Source organism: Streptomyces sp. NPDC001970, from assembly GCF_053594115.1.
On the sequence record NZ_JBSFDW010000016.1, the window covers coordinates 46550 to 65099 of the forward strand.

17 protein-coding genes are annotated in these 18550 nt (G+C 71.9%); 11 read left to right on the top strand and 6 right to left on the bottom strand.

All coding sequences use genetic code 11. The features are described from left to right. Positions 1 to 93: 93 nt before the first annotated feature. Positions 94 to 1464 (top strand): wax ester/triacylglycerol synthase family O-acyltransferase, encoded by a 1371-nt coding sequence (locus ACWCP0_RS20360; protein WP_451080196.1) that lies wholly within the window; start codon positions 94 to 96, stop codon positions 1462 to 1464. A gap of 195 nt (positions 1465 to 1659) precedes the next feature. After that, a complete protein-coding gene (locus ACWCP0_RS20365) occupies positions 1660 to 2523 on the top strand; it encodes an Fpg/Nei family DNA glycosylase (RefSeq protein WP_451080197.1) in 864 nt (287 codons plus the stop codon). Positions 2524 to 2566: 43 nt separating this feature from the next. On the opposite strand, the gene ACWCP0_RS20370 is transcribed toward ACWCP0_RS20365, so the two are convergent. After that, complete coding sequence (locus ACWCP0_RS20370) at positions 2567 to 3262, bottom strand: anti-sigma factor family protein (protein ID WP_451080198.1); 696 nt, start codon at positions 3260 to 3262, stop codon at positions 2567 to 2569. Positions 3263 to 3378: 116 nt separating this feature from the next. Here ACWCP0_RS20370 and ACWCP0_RS20375 point away from each other — a divergent pair, with 116 nt between their 5' ends. The 6 genes from ACWCP0_RS20375 to ACWCP0_RS20400 all read left to right on the top strand — a co-directional run bounded on the left by ACWCP0_RS20375 (position 3379) and on the right by ACWCP0_RS20400 (position 8492). Then, a complete protein-coding gene (locus tag ACWCP0_RS20375; protein ID WP_451080199.1) occupies positions 3379 to 3663 on the top strand; it encodes a zf-HC2 domain-containing protein in 285 nt (94 codons plus the stop codon). Between the two features lie 66 nt (positions 3664 to 3729). Then, positions 3730 to 4548, top strand: coding sequence for a LytR/AlgR family response regulator transcription factor (locus ACWCP0_RS20380; RefSeq protein WP_451080200.1), 819 nt, complete (start codon positions 3730 to 3732; stop codon positions 4546 to 4548). 148 nt (positions 4549 to 4696) lie between these two features. Further along, positions 4697 to 4969: a hypothetical protein gene (locus ACWCP0_RS20385; RefSeq protein WP_451080201.1), complete on the top strand. Its 273-nt coding sequence runs from the start codon at positions 4697 to 4699 to the stop codon at positions 4967 to 4969. A gap of 178 nt (positions 4970 to 5147) precedes the next feature. Continuing rightward, positions 5148 to 5528 carry a hypothetical protein gene (locus ACWCP0_RS20390; protein ID WP_351227308.1) on the top strand — a complete coding sequence of 127 codons (381 nt, stop codon included), beginning with the start codon at positions 5148 to 5150 and terminating at the stop codon, positions 5526 to 5528. 22 nt (positions 5529 to 5550) lie between these two features. Then, positions 5551 to 7284 carry a sodium/solute symporter gene (locus tag ACWCP0_RS20395; RefSeq protein WP_451080202.1) on the top strand — a complete coding sequence of 578 codons (1734 nt, stop codon included), beginning with the start codon at positions 5551 to 5553 and terminating at the stop codon, positions 7282 to 7284. Next, a complete protein-coding gene (locus tag ACWCP0_RS20400) occupies positions 7281 to 8492 on the top strand; it encodes a sensor histidine kinase (protein ID WP_451080203.1) in 1212 nt (403 codons plus the stop codon). The genes ACWCP0_RS20395 and ACWCP0_RS20400 overlap by 4 nt, the downstream gene beginning before the upstream one ends. An 18-nt stretch (positions 8493 to 8510) precedes the next feature. Here the strand turns inward: ACWCP0_RS20400 and ACWCP0_RS20405 are convergent, their stop codons facing one another. Together ACWCP0_RS20405 and ACWCP0_RS20410 are read right to left on the bottom strand one after the other, a co-directional pair. Then, positions 8511 to 8981 carry a hypothetical protein gene (locus tag ACWCP0_RS20405; protein ID WP_451080301.1) on the bottom strand — a complete coding sequence of 157 codons (471 nt, stop codon included), beginning with the start codon at positions 8979 to 8981 and terminating at the stop codon, positions 8511 to 8513. Between the two features lie 241 nt (positions 8982 to 9222). Further along, the gene (locus ACWCP0_RS20410) at positions 9223 to 9789 is read right to left on the bottom strand and encodes a sigma-70 family RNA polymerase sigma factor (protein ID WP_451080204.1); all 567 of its coding nucleotides are present in this window, start codon (positions 9787 to 9789) and stop codon (positions 9223 to 9225) included. Positions 9790 to 10045: 256 nt separating this feature from the next. On the opposite strand from ACWCP0_RS20410, the gene ACWCP0_RS20415 reads away from it, so the two are divergent. Next, the gene (locus ACWCP0_RS20415; protein WP_451080205.1) at positions 10046 to 11293 is read left to right on the top strand and encodes a CapA family protein; all 1248 of its coding nucleotides are present in this window, start codon (positions 10046 to 10048) and stop codon (positions 11291 to 11293) included. 49 nt (positions 11294 to 11342) lie between these two features. On the opposite strand, the gene ACWCP0_RS20420 is transcribed toward ACWCP0_RS20415, so the two are convergent. Together ACWCP0_RS20420 and ACWCP0_RS20425 are read right to left on the bottom strand one after the other, a co-directional pair. After that, the gene (locus tag ACWCP0_RS20420) at positions 11343 to 12824 is read right to left on the bottom strand and encodes an amino acid permease (protein WP_451080206.1); all 1482 of its coding nucleotides are present in this window, start codon (positions 12822 to 12824) and stop codon (positions 11343 to 11345) included. Positions 12825 to 12932: 108 nt separating this feature from the next. Next, complete coding sequence (locus tag ACWCP0_RS20425; RefSeq protein ID WP_451080207.1) at positions 12933 to 13391, bottom strand: universal stress protein; 459 nt, start codon at positions 13389 to 13391, stop codon at positions 12933 to 12935. 60 nt (positions 13392 to 13451) lie between these two features. Here ACWCP0_RS20425 and lysX point away from each other — a divergent pair, with 60 nt between their 5' ends. Both lysX and ACWCP0_RS20435 read left to right on the top strand, forming a co-directional pair. Further along, positions 13452 to 16760: a bifunctional lysylphosphatidylglycerol synthetase/lysine--tRNA ligase LysX gene (lysX, locus tag ACWCP0_RS20430; protein ID WP_451080208.1), complete on the top strand. Its 3309-nt coding sequence runs from the start codon at positions 13452 to 13454 to the stop codon at positions 16758 to 16760. Between the two features lie 115 nt (positions 16761 to 16875). Further along, positions 16876 to 17754 (top strand): polysaccharide deacetylase family protein, encoded by an 879-nt coding sequence (locus ACWCP0_RS20435; RefSeq protein ID WP_451080209.1) that lies wholly within the window; start codon positions 16876 to 16878, stop codon positions 17752 to 17754. 91 nt (positions 17755 to 17845) lie between these two features. Here the strand turns inward: ACWCP0_RS20435 and ACWCP0_RS20440 are convergent, their stop codons facing one another. Further along, positions 17846 to 18505, bottom strand: a complete 660-nt coding sequence (locus tag ACWCP0_RS20440; RefSeq protein ID WP_451080210.1) for a class F sortase — start codon at positions 18503 to 18505, stop codon at positions 17846 to 17848. Positions 18506 to 18550: the final 45 nt, after the last annotated feature.

Genomic DNA, 18550 nt, shown 5'->3' on the forward strand with positions numbered 1-18550 from the left:
TGTCTTCCTGTTCCGCACGTTCCGCGTCCGTACCCTCTGCCTCCGTACTTCCTGACGTCCTGTCTTCCGGCCTTCCCGTACACGAGGACCCCCTTGAGCGCTGAGCCTCTCGCACCCATTGATCTGGCTTTCTGGCACCTCGAGACCGCCGACCACCCGATGCACCTCGGCGCGCTGGCCTTCTTCGCCCAGCCTCCGGCCGGTGAGCGCGGCAGCGAGGAGATCCTCGAACTGCTCGCCACCCGCGCCGCCGCGATCCCCCGGCTGCGGATGCGGGTGCGGGACGTCCTCCTGCCCGTCGGCGGGGCCGCCTGGGCCGTCGACAAGGACTTCGACGTGCGCCGCCACGTCCGCCAGGTGCGGCTCCCGGCGGGGGACTTCGCCGAGACCGCCACCCGGCTCGCCGGAGAACTGATGGAGCGTCCGCTGGAGCGCGGGCTGCCGCCGTGGGAGATGTACCTGCTCACGGGCGGTCCAGGCGACCCGTTCGGTGTGCTCGTCAAACTGCACCACGCACTCGCCGACGGGATGCGCGCCGTCGCCATCGGCGCCGGGATCTTCGACGAGATCGCCGGCACCCGCGCGGCGCGCGGCCGCAAGAGCGGCCGGAAGCCCCGCAGTGTGCCCCCCCGTTCCTGGCTGCCGGGGCCGTGGCAGGTCGCCGGGATGGCGCGCGGCCGGATCGAGGACCTCGGCCGGGCGGTCGGCGTCGGCGCCTCGCTCGTCGGTGCCTCGCTCGCCCGGGCGGGCCGGCTCGATCCGCGGGGCGCCGCGGCGCTGACCGCCACCTCCAGCGGCACCCGCCGGCTCGCCACGTCCGTGCTCTCCCTGGACGACGTCCAGCAGGTACGCAGGGCCGTCGGCGGAACCGCGAACGACGTGCTCCTCGCGACCGTCGCGGGGGCGCTGCGCCGCTGGATGACCGAGCGCGGGGACACGCTGCCGCTCAGCGACCCGAGCGCGCTCGTCCCGGTGTCGAGGCGCCGGCCGGGCAGCGCGCCCGGCTCCGGCAACAAGCTCTCGGCCTATCTGCTCGGGCTGCCCGTCACCGAGCCCGACCCCTGGGTCCGGATCTACACGGTCCGGACCGCCATGGACCGCAACAAGGCCGCGGGTCCGCTGCGCGGTGCCGGCGCGGTCGCGGTCCTCGCCGACCAACTGCCGCCGCTCGCACACCGCTTCGGCGCGCCGCTGGCCGGGAACGCGGCCCGGATGCTCTTCGATGTGCTCGTGACGAGCGTGCCGCTGCCACGGTCGGCGCTGTCGCTCGGCGGCTGCCCGCTGCGGGAGGTGTACCCGATGGCTCCGCTCGCCCGCGGCCAGTCGCTGGCCGTCGCGATGTCGACGTACGGGGGGCACGTGCACGTCGGCCTCGTCGCCGACGGCAAGGCGCTTCCGGACGTCGACCGCCTCGCGCGCAGCATGGAGGACGAACTCGCGGCCCTGCTGGCGCTGATCCGATAGAAGGGCGAGGGCGGGGCTCCGCCGCGTGAGGGGCGAGCCCGCAGCCCCCGTCGGGCGGCCGGTGCCGTCCGGCGGCCCGGAATTCCGTCCTCAACCGCGGGACGGGCTCCGAACCGAGGCGGATCCCTCGCGAACGGGGCCCGGGGCATCCCGGACAGGCTCGCCGCACGCGGCCGCGTGCGGCAGGCTGGAGCCATGCCGGAACTGCCCGAAGTCGAAGCGCTCCGAGGCTTCCTCGACGACCACCTGGTCGGCAAGGAGATCGCCAAGGTCCTGCCCGTGGCCATCAGCGTCCTCAAGACGTACGACCCTCCGCTCACCGCCCTCGAGGGCACGCAGGTCACCGCCGTGCACCGGCACGGCAAGTTCCTCGACGTCGCCACGACGGGCGGGCTGCACCTTGTCTTCCACCTCGCCCGGGCCGGCTGGCTCCAGTGGAAGGACGTGCTGCCGTCCGGAGTGCCCCGCCCGGGCAAGGGCCCGCTCGCCCTGCGCACCGCGCTCACCGGTGGCGACGGCTTCGACCTGACCGAGGCGGGAACGACGAAGCGGCTGGCCGTCCATCTCGTACGGGACCCGTCCGAGGTCTCCGGCGTCGCCAGGCTCGGCCCCGACCCGCTCGCCGACGGCTTCGGGCGGGACGCCTTCGCCGCGCTGCTCGCCGGGGAACGCCGCCAGATCAAGGGTGCACTGCGCGACCAGAGCCTCATCGCCGGAATCGGCAACGCCTACAGCGACGAGATCCTGCACGCCGCGAAGATGTCACCGTACAAACTCACGTCGAAACTCACCGCGGACGAGATCACCGGGCTCTACGAGGCGATGCGCACGACGCTCACCGATGCCGTCAAGCGCTCGCACGGGCTGGCCGCCGGGAGTCTCAAGTCCGAGAAGAAGAGCGGTCTGCGGGTGCACGGGCGCACCGGCGAGCCCTGTCCGGTGTGCGGCGACAGCATCCGCGAAGTCTCGTTCCACGACTCGTCGTTGCAGTACTGCCCCACCTGCCAGACGGGTGGCAAACCGCTCGCCGACCGACGGATGTCCCGGCTGCTCAAGTGATCCGGGGCCGGGCCGCACACGGGGTCACGAGCCACACGCGGGGTCAGCGGCCGGCGTTCAGCGTCACGAGCCGTTCACCGCGCACCGTGCGGACCTCGAAGTGGTCGATCTCGTCCGGCCGCAGCGCCGTCGCCGCCTCGAGGTCCAGCGGACTCCCGTCCCCGGGCGAGCCGGGGACGCCGTGACCGCCGCTCGGCACCGACCAGGTGGTGACCCTGTGCTCCTCGCCGTCCCTGCCGACCACGACCAGTTCGCAGGTCCGCGGCCCCCGCAGCCGTGCCACGCGGAGGGCGACGGAGGTGCCCGAGTCCTTTGCGCGGAGATCGACGGCGCCGTACACACCGGTCGCCGCGTCCGTCGCGGCGATCCGCGCATCGGGACGACCGCCCCGGGCGCCGGCACCGTCCACCAGGGCCGGCGTCACGGCCGGCAGCGCCACGATCAGCGCCGCGGCCGCCACCACCAGCCGCAGCCTGCGGCGGGAGCTGTGCCGGCGCCGTGCCGCGACCTCGTGGAGCAGCCGGTCGAGCAGCTTCGGCGACGGCGCCGGCGTCGGCGCGCGCCCAGGGCCGGGACCGGCGAGCTCGGCCAGTGCCGACGCGGCCGGCGTGAAATCGGCCAGCCGCACGGCACACAGGACACACTCCGACAGATGCTCCTCGAAGCGGAACGCGTCCGAGGGATCGAGGACGCCCAGCGCATAGGCGGCCACGTCCCGGTGCCGCTCCCGCAGATTCATGGACCATTCCTCGATTCGCGTGTGCTGTCGTGTACGTAGAGTGTTGTGGTGTCGCTCTGGAATACGCAGAAAGACCCGTCCGCGCTCATGCGACAGGTGGAGAAACGGGGAAACCCATGACCGTGCCACCCTCCGGCAGCCCTCATGTGGTGCTCCTGCTCGGCGCGTACGTGCTCGGCGCGCTCGCCCCCGAGGAGGACGCGGGCGTCGCCCGCCATCTGGCGTGCTGCGACCCGTGCCGGACGGCGTGTCTCGACCTCGCCGACGCACGGGCGCTGCTCGCGACGGTCACGGTGGAGGACCTGCTCGACGGCATCGAGCGGATCGAGGGCCCGGCCGGCCTCGGCGGCCACGACGTCCCCGAGGACGGCGCCGGACCTCCGGGGACCGGCGCCCCGTAGGGCCGGTGGCCCGGTAGCCCCGTCGACCCGTGGTCCCGCGCTCCTCCCGCGCCTAAACTCCGCAGCATGCTGCGCGTACTGGCCGTCGACGACGAGAAACCGGCTCTCGAGGAGCTCCTGTATCTGCTGCGCTCCGACCCCCGCGTGCGCAGTGCGGAAGGAGCCACCGACGCCACCGAGGCGCTGCGCCGCATCAGCCGCGCCCTCGACGCGGGGCCCGACGGTGACGACGCCATCGACGTCGTCTTCCTCGACATCCACATGGCCGGGCTGACCGGGCTCGACGTGGCCAAGCTGCTCGCGGGCTTCGCCCGGCCCCCGCTGATCGTGTTCGTCACCGCCCATGAAGGCTTCGCCGTGCAGGCCTTCGACCTCAAGGCCGTGGACTACGTCCTGAAGCCGGTGCGCAGGGAACGGCTGGCCGAGGCGGTGCGCCGGGTCAGCGATCTGGCCGATTCGGCGCGCGAGCCCCGGCTGTCCGTGCCCGTACCCCAGCCCGCGCACACCCACGCACCGCCCGCCGTGACGGGAGCGGCCGTGCCCGGCGGAGGCCCCGATCAGATCCCGGTGGAACTGGGCGGGGTCACCCGGTTCGTCGCGATCGACGACATCGCGTACGTCGAGGCCCAGGGCGACTACGCCCGACTGCACACGGCGGAGGGCAGCCATCTCGTCCGGATCCCGCTCTCGACGCTCGAGGAGCGCTGGGCGTCCCGCGGATTCGTTCGCATACACCGCAGCCATCTCGTCGCCCTCGGCCGCATCGACGAACTGCGTCTGGACGCCGGGGCCACCACCGTCCGGGTGGGCAGCGCGGAGCTCGCGGTCAGCCGCCGCCACGCGCGCCAGCTGCGCGATCTGCTCATGCGCCACGCGCGCCGCTGAGGACCGTTCGGCGTGTGCGCACCGCCGTTCGTCGTCCCGCCCGGCCCGTACGGCGACGGCCCGGGCCACTGGCCGAGCGGCGACCGCAATCGGTGCTGCCGCCCTCCGGACCCGCCTACCCTTGATCGGGAAGGGGAGAAGGGGCCTGATGTCCGATATCGAAGCGCTGCTGCACGAGCTCAGCGGTCTGCAGGAGATGCGGCCCGCCGGTCCGGACGACGTAGAGGCGCTCCTCGCCAGGGCCAGAAGCGCGGCCGGCCGCTGGGCCGATGTGCTCTACGACATCCAGGAGTCCGCGCAGGGGCTCGTCGGCCCGCGGGCGGAAGCCGCCCTCGAAGTCGCGTTCCGCCGTGCCGAGGAGTCGTACGTCGAACTGGAGATCGCCCTCGCCGACTGCACCCGCCAGCGCGCCGGCCAGTGATCCCCGGACCTGCCGGGACCGTCTGTCGGAGGTCCGCGGGCCGGGACGCGGCCCACCGAGACCGGGACGAGACCATCCGGTGCCTACCTTCCGTCAAGGCCGCTGCATAGACTCCGTAGATCCTCGGACCCCTGTCCGAACGAGCCGAGTCGACGAGAGATGCCGGGAGCGGACGACGATGTCTGCAGAGCAGCCACCCCGCCGTGAGGTGGTCACGGGTGTGCCGCGAGGGGCCCGCCGCAGGCCGGGCCACGCCCCTGCCCGCTCGGAGATCAGCGAGCAGACGCCGCTCGGCACCGTGTACGTCCGTTCCCTGATGCGCAGTCAACTGCGCACGGGCCTGTACGCCCTCGGCGCGCTCGCCCTCCTCGTCGGCACCCTCCCGCTGCTGTTCGCGTTCCCCGCGGCCGTTCTCGGCTCCTTCTCCTCGCCCGAGCCGTTCGTCTGGGTGGTGCTCGGCGTGGTCGTCTATCCGGTGATGTGGCTCGTGGCGCGCTGGTACGTCCGCCGGGCGGAGCGCAACGAACGCGACTTCACCGGGCTCGTCGAAGGCCGCTGACGCCGCTCGTGGGGAACAGCCGGTGAACCAGACCTACGCGGTGACGGCCGTCACCTTCGTCGTCCTCGCGACCGTCCTCATAGGCGGCCTCGGCCTGCGCATATCCCGTACCACCTCCGACTTCTACGTCGCGTCGCGCACCGTCAAACCCGGGCTGAACGCGGCCGCCATCAGCGGCGAGTACCTCTCCGCCGCCTCCTTCCTCGGCATCGCGGGACTGGTCCTCCTCCAGGGCCCCGACATGCTGTGGTACCCGGTCGGCTACACCGCCGGATACCTTGTCCTGCTGGTGCTCGTCGCCGCCCCGCTGCGCCGCTCGGGGGCGTACACCCTCTCCGACTTCGCCGAGGCACGGCTCGAATCGGGCGTCGTGCGCCGCCTCGCCAGCCTCTTCGTCGTCGGCATCGGCTGGCTCTATCTGCTGCCGCAGCTCCAGGGCGCGGGACTCACCCTGGAGATCCTCACCGGCGCGCCGGACTGGGTCGGCGGACTCGTCGTGGCCGTCGTCGTCACGGGCGCGGTCGCCGCCGGTGGGATGCGCTCCATCACGTTCGTCCAGGCGTTCCAGTACTGGCTCAAGCTCACCGCACTCCTCGTGCCCGCGCTCTTCCTCGCTGCCGCCTGGTTCGGCGACGACGCGCCCCGCGCCCGGTTCGACGCGCCCACCGTCTTCCGTGAGCACACCGTCGTACGGATCGACGACACCGTACGGGTCGAGCTGGAGCAGCCGCTCACCGTCGGCGTCCTCGGCAGCATCGACGGCATCCGGCACGACGAGGACCGGCTCACCCTCGACGCGGGCACGCACCGCATCGACGCCGGGACCCGCCTCAGCTTCGTCCGCGGCTCCGAGGTACCCGAGCGGGCCTCCACCGGGACCGACCCGTTCAGCTGGTCCCAGCCGCTCGCGGGCGGCCGCGACGGCTATCAGCTGTACGCCACGTACGGGCTGATCCTCGCGACCTTCCTCGGCACCATGGGACTGCCCCATGTGGCCGTCCGCTTCTACACCAGCCCCAACGGGCGGGCCGCGCGCCGGACCACACTCGTCGTGCTCGGGCTGATCGGCGCCTTCTACCTGCTTCCGCCCGTCTACGGAGCGCTCGGCCGCATCTACGCACCCGAACTCGCCCTCACCGGCCAGGCCGACGCGGCCGTGCTCGTCCTGCCGGAGCGGATGATCGGCGGCATCCCGGGGGATCTGCTCGGCGCGCTTCTGGCGGGCGGCGCGTTCGCCGCGTTCCTGTCCACCGCGTCCGGACTGACCATGTCCGTCGCGGGAGTCCTCACCCAGGACGTGCTTCCCTCGCGCGGTGTGCGGCACTTCCGGCTTGCGACCGTCGTCGCGATGGCGGTCCCGCTCGCCGTGAGCGTCGTCGCCACCAATGTGCCGGTCGCGGACGCGGTCGGACTCGCGTTCGCCGTTTCGGCGTCCTCGTTCTGCCCGCTGCTCGTCCTCGGCATCTGGTGGCGGCGGCTCACGCCACCGGGTGCCGCGGCCGGGCTCGTCGTCGGCGGTGGGGCGGCGCTGACCGCGGTCATGGCGACCCGCGCCGGTCTCGCCCCCGAGGGCTGGCCGCACACGCTGATGGCCTGGCCGGCCGTCTGGTCGGTGCCGCTCGGCTTCCTCACCATGGTGGTGGTGTCGCTCGCGACGCCCCGGTACGTACCGTCCGGGGCGGCCGCCATCCTGGCGCGCCTCCATCTGCCCGAGGACCTGGTCGGCCGGCAGCAGCCCGAAGGAGCCGATCGATGACGGCGATGGCGCTGGCGGCGCTCGGTGCGGCCGCAGCCGTACTGCTCGCGGCCGGGTTCGGGGTCGGCCGGCTCACCGCCCGGCCCGACAGCGACCCCGACCTCGACCTCGGCACCCCGGTCGAGCGGGCCACCTTCCACACCCTCCACACCGCTTCCCTCGCCGCCCCGCCGCTGCGCGCCGGACTCACCGAGGAGACCGCCCGCAAGGCGGCCCGACGGCTGCGCTCCCTGCTCGGCACCGAGGCGCTGTGCCTCACCGACCGCGACACGGTCCTCGCCTGGGACGGACCCGGCGGCGACCACCACGGGGAGCGGGTGATGCGGCGCGTCACCGGCGTCCTCGACTCGGGGCGCAGCCAGAGCATCCGCACGGACTGCGACGACCTGGAGTGCCCGCTGCGCTGGGCCGTCATCGCCCCGCTCACCGGAGAGGAGGGTGTGCTCGGCGCGCTCGTCGCCTACGGCTCGAAGGAGTCGGCGGTGCTGGTACGGGCCGCCACGGAGGTCGCCCGCTGGGTGTCCGTACAGCTGGAGCTGGCCGAGCTCGACCGGTCCCGTACGCGGCTCATCGAGGCCGAGATCCGCGCACTGCGCGCCCAGATATCTCCGCACTTCATCTTCAACTCGCTCGCCGCCATCGCGTCCTTCGTCCGTACCGACCCCGAGCGGGCCCGTGAACTCCTCCTGGAATTCGCCGACTTCACCCGCTACTCGTTCCGCAGGCACGGCGATTTCACGCACCTTGCCGACGAGCTGCGCTGCATCGAGCAGTACCTGGCGCTCGCCGGCGCGCGCTTCGGCGACCGGCTCAAGGTGACGCTCCAGATCGCGCCGGAAGTGCTGCCGGTCGCCCTGCCCTTCCTCTGTCTCCAGCCTCTCGTCGAGAACGCCGTCAAGCACGGCCTGGAGGACTCCAGGGAAGAGTGCCGGGTCTCGATCTCCGCACAGGACGCGGGCGCCGAGGCGGTCGTCACGATCGAGGACGACGGCATCGGCATGGACCCCGCCGAACTGCGCCGCATCCTCGCTGGAGAGGTGACCAGGTCGTCGGGCGTCGGACTGAGCAACGTCGACGAGCGGCTGCGGCAGGTCTACGGCGACGACCACGGCCTCGTCATCGAGACGGGCATCGGGGCCGGCACGAAGATCACCGTGCGGATCCCCAAGTACCGGGCGGGCGTGCACAAGAACTCCGGCGGGCGCTGAGCCTCCGGGTGGCGCGGCTCAGTACAGGTGGATCGCCAGATGCCCCAGTGGCAGCCCGAGCCGCCACGCCGGGGTCCACACCTGCGCCGACTCGTCCACCGCCGGTTCCAGCGGCAGGGCCGGGTGCCAGAGCCCGGACTCGTCGCCGAGGTCGGCGACGAGCAGCTCGGTCCGCTCCAGCCACCGCCAGGCCTCCCGCGCCAGCGCCAGGTCCGGGTCGGGCCCTGTGACGTCCCGCTCGAAGGCCTCCCGGGCTGCCATCCGTTCGCGTACCCACTCGGGCCAGGGGTGCCCGTACGCCGTGCGCGACAGCCACTCGTCCAGGCGGGACACCGTCCGGACGAGCCCCGGCTCCTCGGGGCCGTCGCAGAGATAGACCGTCAGGGCGAGGGTCTCGCGGCCGGCTCTGAACTCCAGCGAACCGGTCTCCACAAGGCCGCCGGTGCGCAGCACCTCGTCGGCTATGTACTCGGCGCACAGCCAGGCCATGGGGACCGCCAGACCGCCTCCGCCGGTGCCGTTCGTACCTTCGGGCAGCACTTTCTCCACCTTCTCCCGGACGTGCTCCGTACGGCTGTCGACGACGAGCCTCCACCGGGAGACACGCGTCAGGGTCCCTCTTTACTCAACTCGAGCGGCGGATTTCGAATCGGTGGGACGCCGAGCCGTGGCCCCAGGGGGCCAGGCTTCCGAAGGGGCGGCGGAGACTGAAGTGACGCGGTCCTGGCCGTCAGGCGGCGGCGGAGGAGACCGCCGCACGGCTGTAGCCGGGCAGACAGCGGGCCAGCTGCCGCAGGGCGTAGTACGAGCGCGACTTGACCGTCCCCGCCGGAATGCCCAGCGCCTCGGCGGCCTCGGCCACGCTCCGGCCCTGGAAGTAGATCTGCATCAGCACGGCCCGGTGCTGGGGACTCAGCGACTGCACCGCGGTGCGGACGTCGAGCACGGCGACCGTGCGGTCGGCGGCATCGGCGGGGTCCGCGGTGGTGGCGAGGACGGCGTCGCCGATCTCGGTGGGGCGCGCCAGCTGGGAGCGGCGGGCGTCGATCGCGAGCCGTCGGCCGACCGTGAAGAGCCACGGCCGCATCGACTCGTACGGCCCCTCGAACGCCTCGGGATGCTGCCACGCCCTGACCAGGGTCTCCTGGAGGAGGTCCTCGGCACGCTGCTGGTCGCCGTACGTCAGGCCGATGAGGAAGCTCAGCAGGGCGGGACCGTGTTCGCGCTGCAGCTCAGCCAGGGCCCGCTCGTCGGTCGTCGCCGTCGCGCTCGTCACCGTCGCGGTCGCCGTCGCCATCGTCGGCATCCTTTCGCACAGTAGTCCGGAGTATTCGCTGCTACGTGGCGTATACGAACGCATCGGGGCGCGGAGGGACAGGCGTTGTACCGGCGCGTGCGTTGAGCGGTCGCACTGTTCGGCGAATGGTTCGGCGAACGGTTGACCGGAAGGGAGAACGGTCGACCGGAAGGGAGTAGTCCGTTCTGGTTGGGTAAGTCATATTAGCGGCTTTGATGATTGACTGACCGTTGAGTCCCCTGTAACGGAGCCGCCGATGAGTCCACGCGTACGCACGGCGGCGGTGGTCCTGGCCATCGCACTGCTCGCCCCGTCGGCGGGCTGCGGCGGCGGCCCCGACCGGGCCCGGAGCGCCCGTCCTGCCACCCACGAGCCCGGAGCCACCGGAAGCCGCCGTCCTGTCCCGAAGGCCGTCCCCGAGCCGGCGACCACACCTGACTCCCCGACCACACCCGACTCCCCGGCCCCCCGTGGCTTCACGCTCGTCGCCAGCGGTGACGTACTCCCGCACGACTCGGTCATCCGGCAGGCGAAGGAGGCCGCAGGGGGCGACGGCTACGACTTCCGGCCCATGCTCGAGGGCGTCGCTCCCGTCGTGTCCGGCGCCGACGTCGCCATCTGCCACATGGAGACGGTGTACGGCGACAACGACGGGCCCTACACCGGCTACCCCGCCTTCACCTCCCCGCCCCAGATCGCCGAAGCCCTCCGCGCCACCGGCTACGACTCCTGCTCCACCGCCTCCAACCACACGCTGGACGACGGTGCCGAAGGGCTGCGGCGCACGCTCGACGCCCTCGACCGTGCCGGGATCGAGCACGCGGGCTCGGCCCGCACCGAGGCCGAGGCCCGGGAGCCGGCCTGGCTGCGCGCGGGGACTGCCAAGATCGCTCAGCTCGCGTACACGTACGGCACCAACGGCTACCCGCTCCCGGCGGGACAGCCGTGGGCGGTCGATCTGATCGACGAGCGGAAGATCGTCGAGGATGCGCGCGCCGCCCGCCGGGCCGGGGCCGACGTCGTCGTGGTCAGCCTCCACTGGGGCACGGAATGGCAGACCGCCCCCGACGCGCGCCAACTGCGGCTCGGTCGCGCCCTGACCGCCTCGCGCACCGCGGACCGTCCCGACATCGACCTCGTCATCGGCACCCACGCCCACGTCCCCCAGGCGTACGAGAAGGTCAACGGCACCTGGGTCGTCTACGGCATGGGCGACCAGATCGCGGGCCCGATGACGAACTACGAGGGCGACCACGACCCGCGCGGCAACCAGGGCACCATCGGCCGCTTCACCTTCGCGCCGCCCGCCCGGCCCGGCGGGCGGTGGGAGGTGATCAGGGCCGAGTTCATCCCGCAGTGGATGGACACGGCCGCCGGTCGCGTGGTCGACCTCAACGCGGCGATCGAGGGCGGTGCCGAGCACCTCACCGCCGTACGCGACCGGATCCGCCACGTCGTCCTGAGCCGCGGGGGCGCCGCGGACGGCCTCGTCATGGGCCGTTGACGCCGCCGGCCGAAGCCGGCACTCGGGCCGTTCAATCGAGCCCTTCGGGTCACTGCGGCCCAGGACCGGCCTCGGTCCCGGTCCCGGATCCGGTCCCGGGACCCGCCCCGGGCCCGGCCGGCACCTCCGCCTTCGCGAGTGCCGAATGCCGGTAGGAGTACGCGAAGTAGATGACCAGGCCGAGCGCGAACCACACCGCGAACCGCGCCCACGTCTGCCACGCCAGAAACGTGATGAGCCAGATCGAGAACGCGACACCGATGGCCGGCACGAAGGGCATGCCGGGGCAGCGGAACGACCGCGGCAGCTCCGGACGCCTGTAGCGCAGCACGATCACCGCGATGCACACGACGACGAACGCGAGCAGAATGCCGATGTTGGTCAGCTCCGCCGCCTCGCCGATCGGCAGGAATCCGGCGATGATCGCGGATCCCACACCGACGATCCAGGTCACTCGTACCGGCACATGCTTCGTCGGGTGGGTCTTCGCGAACCAGCGGGGCAGCAGCCCGTCACGGCTCATCGCGAACCACACCCGTGTCACCCCGAGCATGAACGTGAACATGACGGTGAGGATGCCGATGATCGCGCCCACCGCGATGACGTTCGCGAGCCCGCCGAGCCCCACCGACTCGAAGGCCGTGGAGAACCCGCTCTCCGGGTCGATGTCCTTGTAGTTCTGCATGCCCGTCAGCACCAGACACGCCAGCACGTACAGCACCATCGAGATGGCCAGCGAGTAGATGATCGCCTTGGGCATGTGGCGCTGCGCGTCCTTGGACTCCTCGGCCGCCGTCGACATCGCGTCGTACCCGAACACCGCGAAGAAGACCGTCGCCGCACCCGTGAACGCCCCGCTGACGCCGAACGGGAAGAACGGGCTGTAGTTGGCCGTGTCGATGTAGAAGAAGCCGACGACGATCACCACCAGTACGACCAGGACTTTCAGCACCACGACGACCGTCTCGAAGCGGGCCGCGTTCTTGATCCCGAGCGTGAGCAGGTACGCGATGAACAGACAGAGCACCGACGCGAACAGGTCGACCTGGTGCCCCTCGCCGGTGCCGGGTGCGCCGAGCATCCATGCGGGCAGCTCCACCCCCAGCGCGTTGAGCAGGAAGCCGAAGTAGCCGGAGATGCCGATGGCGACCACTGCCACGATCGCCGTGTACTCCAGCAGCAGGTCCCAGCCGATGAACCAGCCCACCAGCTCACCGAGGACCGCGTAGCCGTACGTGTACGCCGATCCCGCCTTGGGGATCATGCCGGCGAACTCGGCGTACGAGAAGGCGGCGGCGGCGCTGGCGACGCCCGCGATCAGGAACGAGATGAGGACCGCAGGGCCCGCCGTGCCGTTGGCGACCGCTCCGGCCAGGGCGAAGATCCCGGCGCCGATGATGCCGCCGACGCCGATGGCCGTGAGCTGCCCGAGGCCCAGAGTTCTTGTGAGCTGTTCGCCCGGCGGACCCTCTTCGATCAGTTCGATGGGCTTGCGGCGCAGTACGCCCTGTCCCATCCGTAGCCCTGCCATGAGTCACCTCTTCGCGGACCGCTGTCGGACAACGGCGGCTCATGATGGACCAGGGGAGCCGGGGACGGAAGGCGACATGCGGCCGCGGAAGTGATGATTCCGGGCGGACTACGGAACCACTGTCACCGGCCAGCGCCCCGCCTTGACGAGCCGCACCGCCACCGAGCCGATGATCCGGTGCCCCGCCGACTCCGACGCGCCCACCACCACCGCGTCCGCCTTGAGCTCGTCGGCGGCCGTCACCAGTCCGTTGTAGGGATCGCCCCGGAAGGTGTGGAACTCCCAGCGCACGTTCCAGATGCCCCGTACCCGCTCCGCCGCCTCGCGGATCTCCGCGACCAGGCCCTCGGCGATCTCCTCGGTCGCGTCCACGACCGGGGCGCCGAGCGCAGCGCCCGCGGACAACAGCGGCTGCACGTACACGATCGCGAGCAGGGCGTTCTGCCGCCGGGCGAGACCGCCCGCGTAGGCCACGGCCCGCAGCGACGAGTCGGAACCGTCCACGCCCGCGACGATCACCTTCGGCCCGTCGGTGCCACGCTCGAACCCCTGGCGCTGCTCAGTCACACCACCGAGGCTATCCCGCCCGACAGGCGGCCGGGCGGCGGCCTCCCTAAAGTGCGGAACATGAGCGTCGGCGTGGCGGATCATGCGACGAAGGCCCGAAGCGGCTTCCTCGGCAAGGTGCCGGGCGCCTTCGCGGTGTTCTTCGCCGTGCTCGGGGCGTACTGCGCGCTGATCGCGCTGATCGCACCCCTGCGCAGGCTGCTCAGCCCCGTCTCCGCCTTCCTCGACCAGGTCGCCGTACCCGTCAGCGCCAACCTCGCCTACGCCGTCTTCCTGATGCTGCTCGCCGCCGCGATCGGCGCCCGGAAGAAGGCCGCCTGGTGGCTGGTCGTCACCTATCTCGCACTGCTCGTCGTCACCGACGTCCTGACGCTCGCCCTCCAGCGGGACTGGGCATGGATCCCCAACCTCGTGCTGTGCCTGCTCGCGCTCGCACTGCTGGTCGTCGCCCGGCGCGAGTTCTACGCCCTGACGCGGCGCGGCGCGCTGCGGCACGCGATCCTCGTCCTGATCCTCGGACTCGCCGTCGGCATCCTCGTCGGCTGGGGACTCGTCGAGCTCTTCCCGGGCAGCCTCGTCCCGGAGCAGCGGCTGCTCTGGTCCGCCAACCGGGTGCTCGGCGGCCTCGCCTCCGGCGCCCAGTTCGACGGCTCCCCGCCGCGCGCACTCTTCTTCCTCCTCGGCCTCTTCGGCGCCCTCGCGCTGCTCAACTCCGCCCGTACGCTCTTCCGCTCACAGCGCATGGAAGCCGCTCTGCACGGCGACGAGGAGCCCCGCATCCGCGCCCTGCTCGGCGCCTACGGCTCCCAGGACTCCCTCGGCTACTTCGCCACCCGCCGGGACAAGGCCGTCGTCTTCGCACCCAACGGCAAGGCCGCCGTCTCCTATCGCGTCGAGGCGGGAGTCGCCCTGGCCAGCGGTGACCCGGTCGGCGACAGGGAGGCCTGGACCCCCGCGGTCGAGGCCTGGCTGGACGTCGCCCGCCGCTACGCCTGGGCGCCCGCCGTCATGGGCGCCTCCGAGGACGGCGCCAGGTCCTACGCACGCTCGGGGCTCGGCGCCATCCAGCTCGGCGACGAGGCGATCCTGCACGTCGACCGCTTCGACCTGGACGGGCGTGACATGCGGGTCGCCCGGCAGGCCGTCGGCCGCGTCCGCAGACTCGGCGCGACCGCCCGGATCCGGCGCCACTCCGCCCTCACCGACGAGGAGATGAAGCAGGTCGTCGACAAGGCCGACGCCTGGCGCGACACCGAGACCGAACGCGGCTTCTCCATGGCGCTCGACCGGCTCGGCGACCCGGAGGACGGCGACTGCCTCCTCGTCGAGGCCTTCGACGTCGACGACCGGCTCATCGCGCTGCTCTCCTTCGTCCCCTGGGGGCGCGACGGCATCTCCCTGGATGTCATGCGCCGCGACCGCGACACCGCCCCCAACGGCATCATGGAGTTCATGGTCGCCGAGCTCTGCGCCCAGGCCCCGACGCTCGGCGTCCGCCGGATCTCCCTCAACTTCGCCGTCTTCCGCTCGGCCTTCGAGGAGGGTGCCAGGATCGGTGCGGGACCGGTGCTGCGGCTCTGGCGCAGGCTTCTGCTCTTCTTCTCCCGGTGGTGGCAGCTGGAGGCGCTCTACCGGTCCAACGTCAAGTACAAGCCCGCCTGGTACCCGCGCTTCCTCTGCTACGGCGATGCCGGCTCCCTCGCCCGTGTCGGACTCGCCTCCGGGATCGCCGAGGGCTTCGTCTCCGTACCCAGCCTGCGCAAACGCTGGGGCAAGGGCCGACAGCGCGGCGTCGCCGCGCCCGTGGCCGGCACGGCGGGGCTGCCGGCGATCGACGCGCTGGAGCTGGCCGGGCCCGACACGGTACGCCCCATGGGAGAGCGCAGACTGCCCGAGCAGGTGCGGATCCGCCATCGCAAGCTGGAGCGGCTGCGGGAGCAGGGCACCGACCCCTACCCGGTCGGCGTCGCCGCACGCACCGGCACGCTCGCCGCGATCCGGGCCGCACACCCGGCCCTCGTGCCCGGGACCCGCACCGGCGACCAGGTCACCGTCGCCGGGCGCGTCATGGCCGTACGCGACTTCGGCGGCGTGGTCTTCGCCGTGCTGCGCGACTGGTCCGGCGATCTCCAGATCGCCTTCACCCGCGACGCGTCGGGCACCGGCGTCCTCGACACGTTCACCAGGGACGCCGACCTCGGTGACCACATCACCGCCACGGGGGAGGCCGGCGCGAGCGACCTCGGCGAACTCACCGTCTTCGCCACCGCCTGGCAGCTCACCGCCAAATGCCTGCGCCCGCTGCCCGACAAGCGACGCGGACTCGCCGACCCCGAGGCCCGCGTCCGCCGCCGCTATCTCGACCTGGTCGCCAGCCCCGACGCGCGCAGTGTCGTCCGCGCGCGCTCCAGCGCCGTACAGGCACTGCGCCAGGGGCTGCTCGACCGCGGCTATCTGGAGGTCGAGACCCCGATGCTCCAGCAGATCCACGGCGGCGCCAACGCCCGCCCGTTCACGACCCACATCAACGCCTACGACATGGACCTCTATCTGCGCATCGCCCCCGAGCTGTTCCTGAAGCGGCTGTGCGTGGGCGGCCTGGAGAAGGTCTTCGAGATGGGCCGCACCTTCCGCAACGAGGGCGTCTCGTACAAGCACAATCCCGAGTTCACGATGCTGGAGGCCTATCAGGCCTTCGCCGACTACGACGTGATGCTCGACCTCACCCGTGAACTCATCCAGGGCGCCGCCACCGCCGCCTTCGGCACACCCGTCGCGCACAAGGCGGGAGCGGACGGGAAGCTCGTCGCCCACGACATCTCGGGGCCGTGGCCGGTCAAGACGGTCTACGGCGCGCTGTCCGACGCCCTGGGCGACCATGTGGACGCCGACACCGACGAGGACACGCTGCGCAGGCTGTGCGATCTGGCCGGAGTCCCGCACAGTCCCGAGGACACGCGCGGCGATGTCGTCCTGGAGATGTACGAGCGGCTGGTGGAGGAGAAGACCCGGCTGCCCACCTTCTACAAGGACTTCCCGACCGACGTGTCCCCGCTGACCCGCCAGCACCGCCACGACCCGCGCCTCGCCGAACGCTGGGACCTGGTCGCCTTCGGTACGGAACTGGGTACTGCCTACTCCGAGTTGACCGATCCGGTCGAGCAGCGGCGGCGCCTCACCGCCCAGTCGCTGCTCGCCGCGGGCGGCGACCCGGAGGCCATGGAGCTCGACGAGGACTTCCTCGACGCGCTCGAGTACGCGATGCCGCCGACCGGCGGCCTCGGTATCGGAGTGGACCGGCTCGTGATGTTCCTGACCGGGCTCACCATCCGCGAGACGCTGCCGTTCCCTCTGGTACGCCGCCACTGATCATTCGGCCGACTTGTCGGACAGATGTACCTACCGGTGCTCCCAATGGGTGCATTCGTACGCCGAACCGGTGTCGCGGAGGCCCGCTGAACGGTGCCCGTGGCAGCCATTGCTCATGGAGAAGGATCAGAACCCGCTGACGCGACGGTCGGTGCTGGGCTTCGCAGCCTGCTTCGCGGCCGCCGCTGCCGCACCCCTGTTCAGTGCGGAGGTCACCCGCTCGCCGAACGGGCCATCGGTCCCCGCGCCGGGCCCGCAGGCGGCGGACCCCAAGGCGGCGGGCCCCAGGGCGGCGGCGGGACCACAGTCGGCAGCCACGGTGCCCAAAGCCTCGGCGTACAGGCTGCAGCCGATGACGGCGTTCGCGCCCAACCCCCTGATGAGGGCGGCGACTCCGGTCCGGCAAGAGCCGTTTCTGCGCATGCCGGCACTCGGCCGCTCCATGGTGCTGACCTTCGACGACGGCCCGCACCCCCGATACACGCCGGACATCCTGAAGATTCTGGGCAAACACGACGTCCGGGCGATGTTCTTCGTCTGCGGCGAAATGGCGGTGGAGCACCCGGACCTGCTGCGCAGGGTTGCCGACGACGGGCATGTGATCGGCAATCACACCTGGTCGCATCCGCTGGTGCCGAGGCTCTCCGCGTCCCGCATCCGCGACGAACTGGGCAGCACGAGTGAGATCATCGAGAAGACGCTCGGCAGCCCGCCGCTCTGGTACCGCGCCCCGTACGGGGCATGGAACAAGCACTCGTTCGAGATCGGCGCCGATCTCGGCATGGAGCCGCTCGCCTGGACCATCGACAGCCTCGACTGGCGCGAGCCCGGCACCGGAAAGATCGTCAGCCGCGTCCTGGACGGGGCCGAGCCCGGCGCCGTCGTCCTCTCGCACGACGCGGGCGGCGACCGCTCGCAGAGCGTGGCGGCGCTGCGCCGCTACCTGCCGGCGCTGCTGCGGTCCGGGTACCGGATCAGAGTGCCGGTGCGCTGAGGAACGCCGGGCGCGGGCGCTGCGCGTGCACGGTGACCGGCACGTAGGACGAGGGGCCGTCGGCGGGCCGGGCCGGCGGCCCCTCGAACGCTCACTGCGACGAGATCATGCGGGCGAAGACGACGACGTTGCCGTCGTAGCCACCGGCCCGTGAGTACCCGCCGCCGCAGGTGATGACGCGCAGCTCCGGGGCCCCGGTGTCGCCGTACACGCGGGCGCCCGGGAACTCGTCCTTGGAGAACACCTCGACGCCGTACACCTCGAACACCGCGGCCCTGCCGTCGTATCGGGCCACCTCCACGTGCTGACCCTTCTGGAGCGCGCCCAGACCGTAGAACACGGCGGGGCCGGCCGCGTTGTCGACGTGGCCGACGACCACGGCGGTGCCCTGCTGGCCCGGGGCGACGCCGTTCTGGTACCAGCCCGCGAGGTTGGGGTCCTGCGCGGGCGGGGCCTCGATCCAGCCGTTGGTGTCGAGACCGACGTCGATGATCGGTGCGTCGACCTGGAGCGCCGGGATCGCGATCCGGGACGCCGGGGCGTACGGCAGCGGCTCGACGGGCCCCGTCAGGGGGACCGAATCCGTGTAGCGGCGGCTGTCCAGCGCGGCCGCGACCGCCGGCTGGGGCGGCCCGATTCCCACATCGATGCCGTTCCGGACAAGAGCGAGGCCGGTGAGCATGACGAGAGCAAGTACGCCCCACGGTGAGCGTCTCCTCGACTTTGCGCCGGTGTAGTCCTGGCGGCCCATGGTTCTCCCATCTCATCGTCTGCACGCACGCTAAGCACGCCTGGG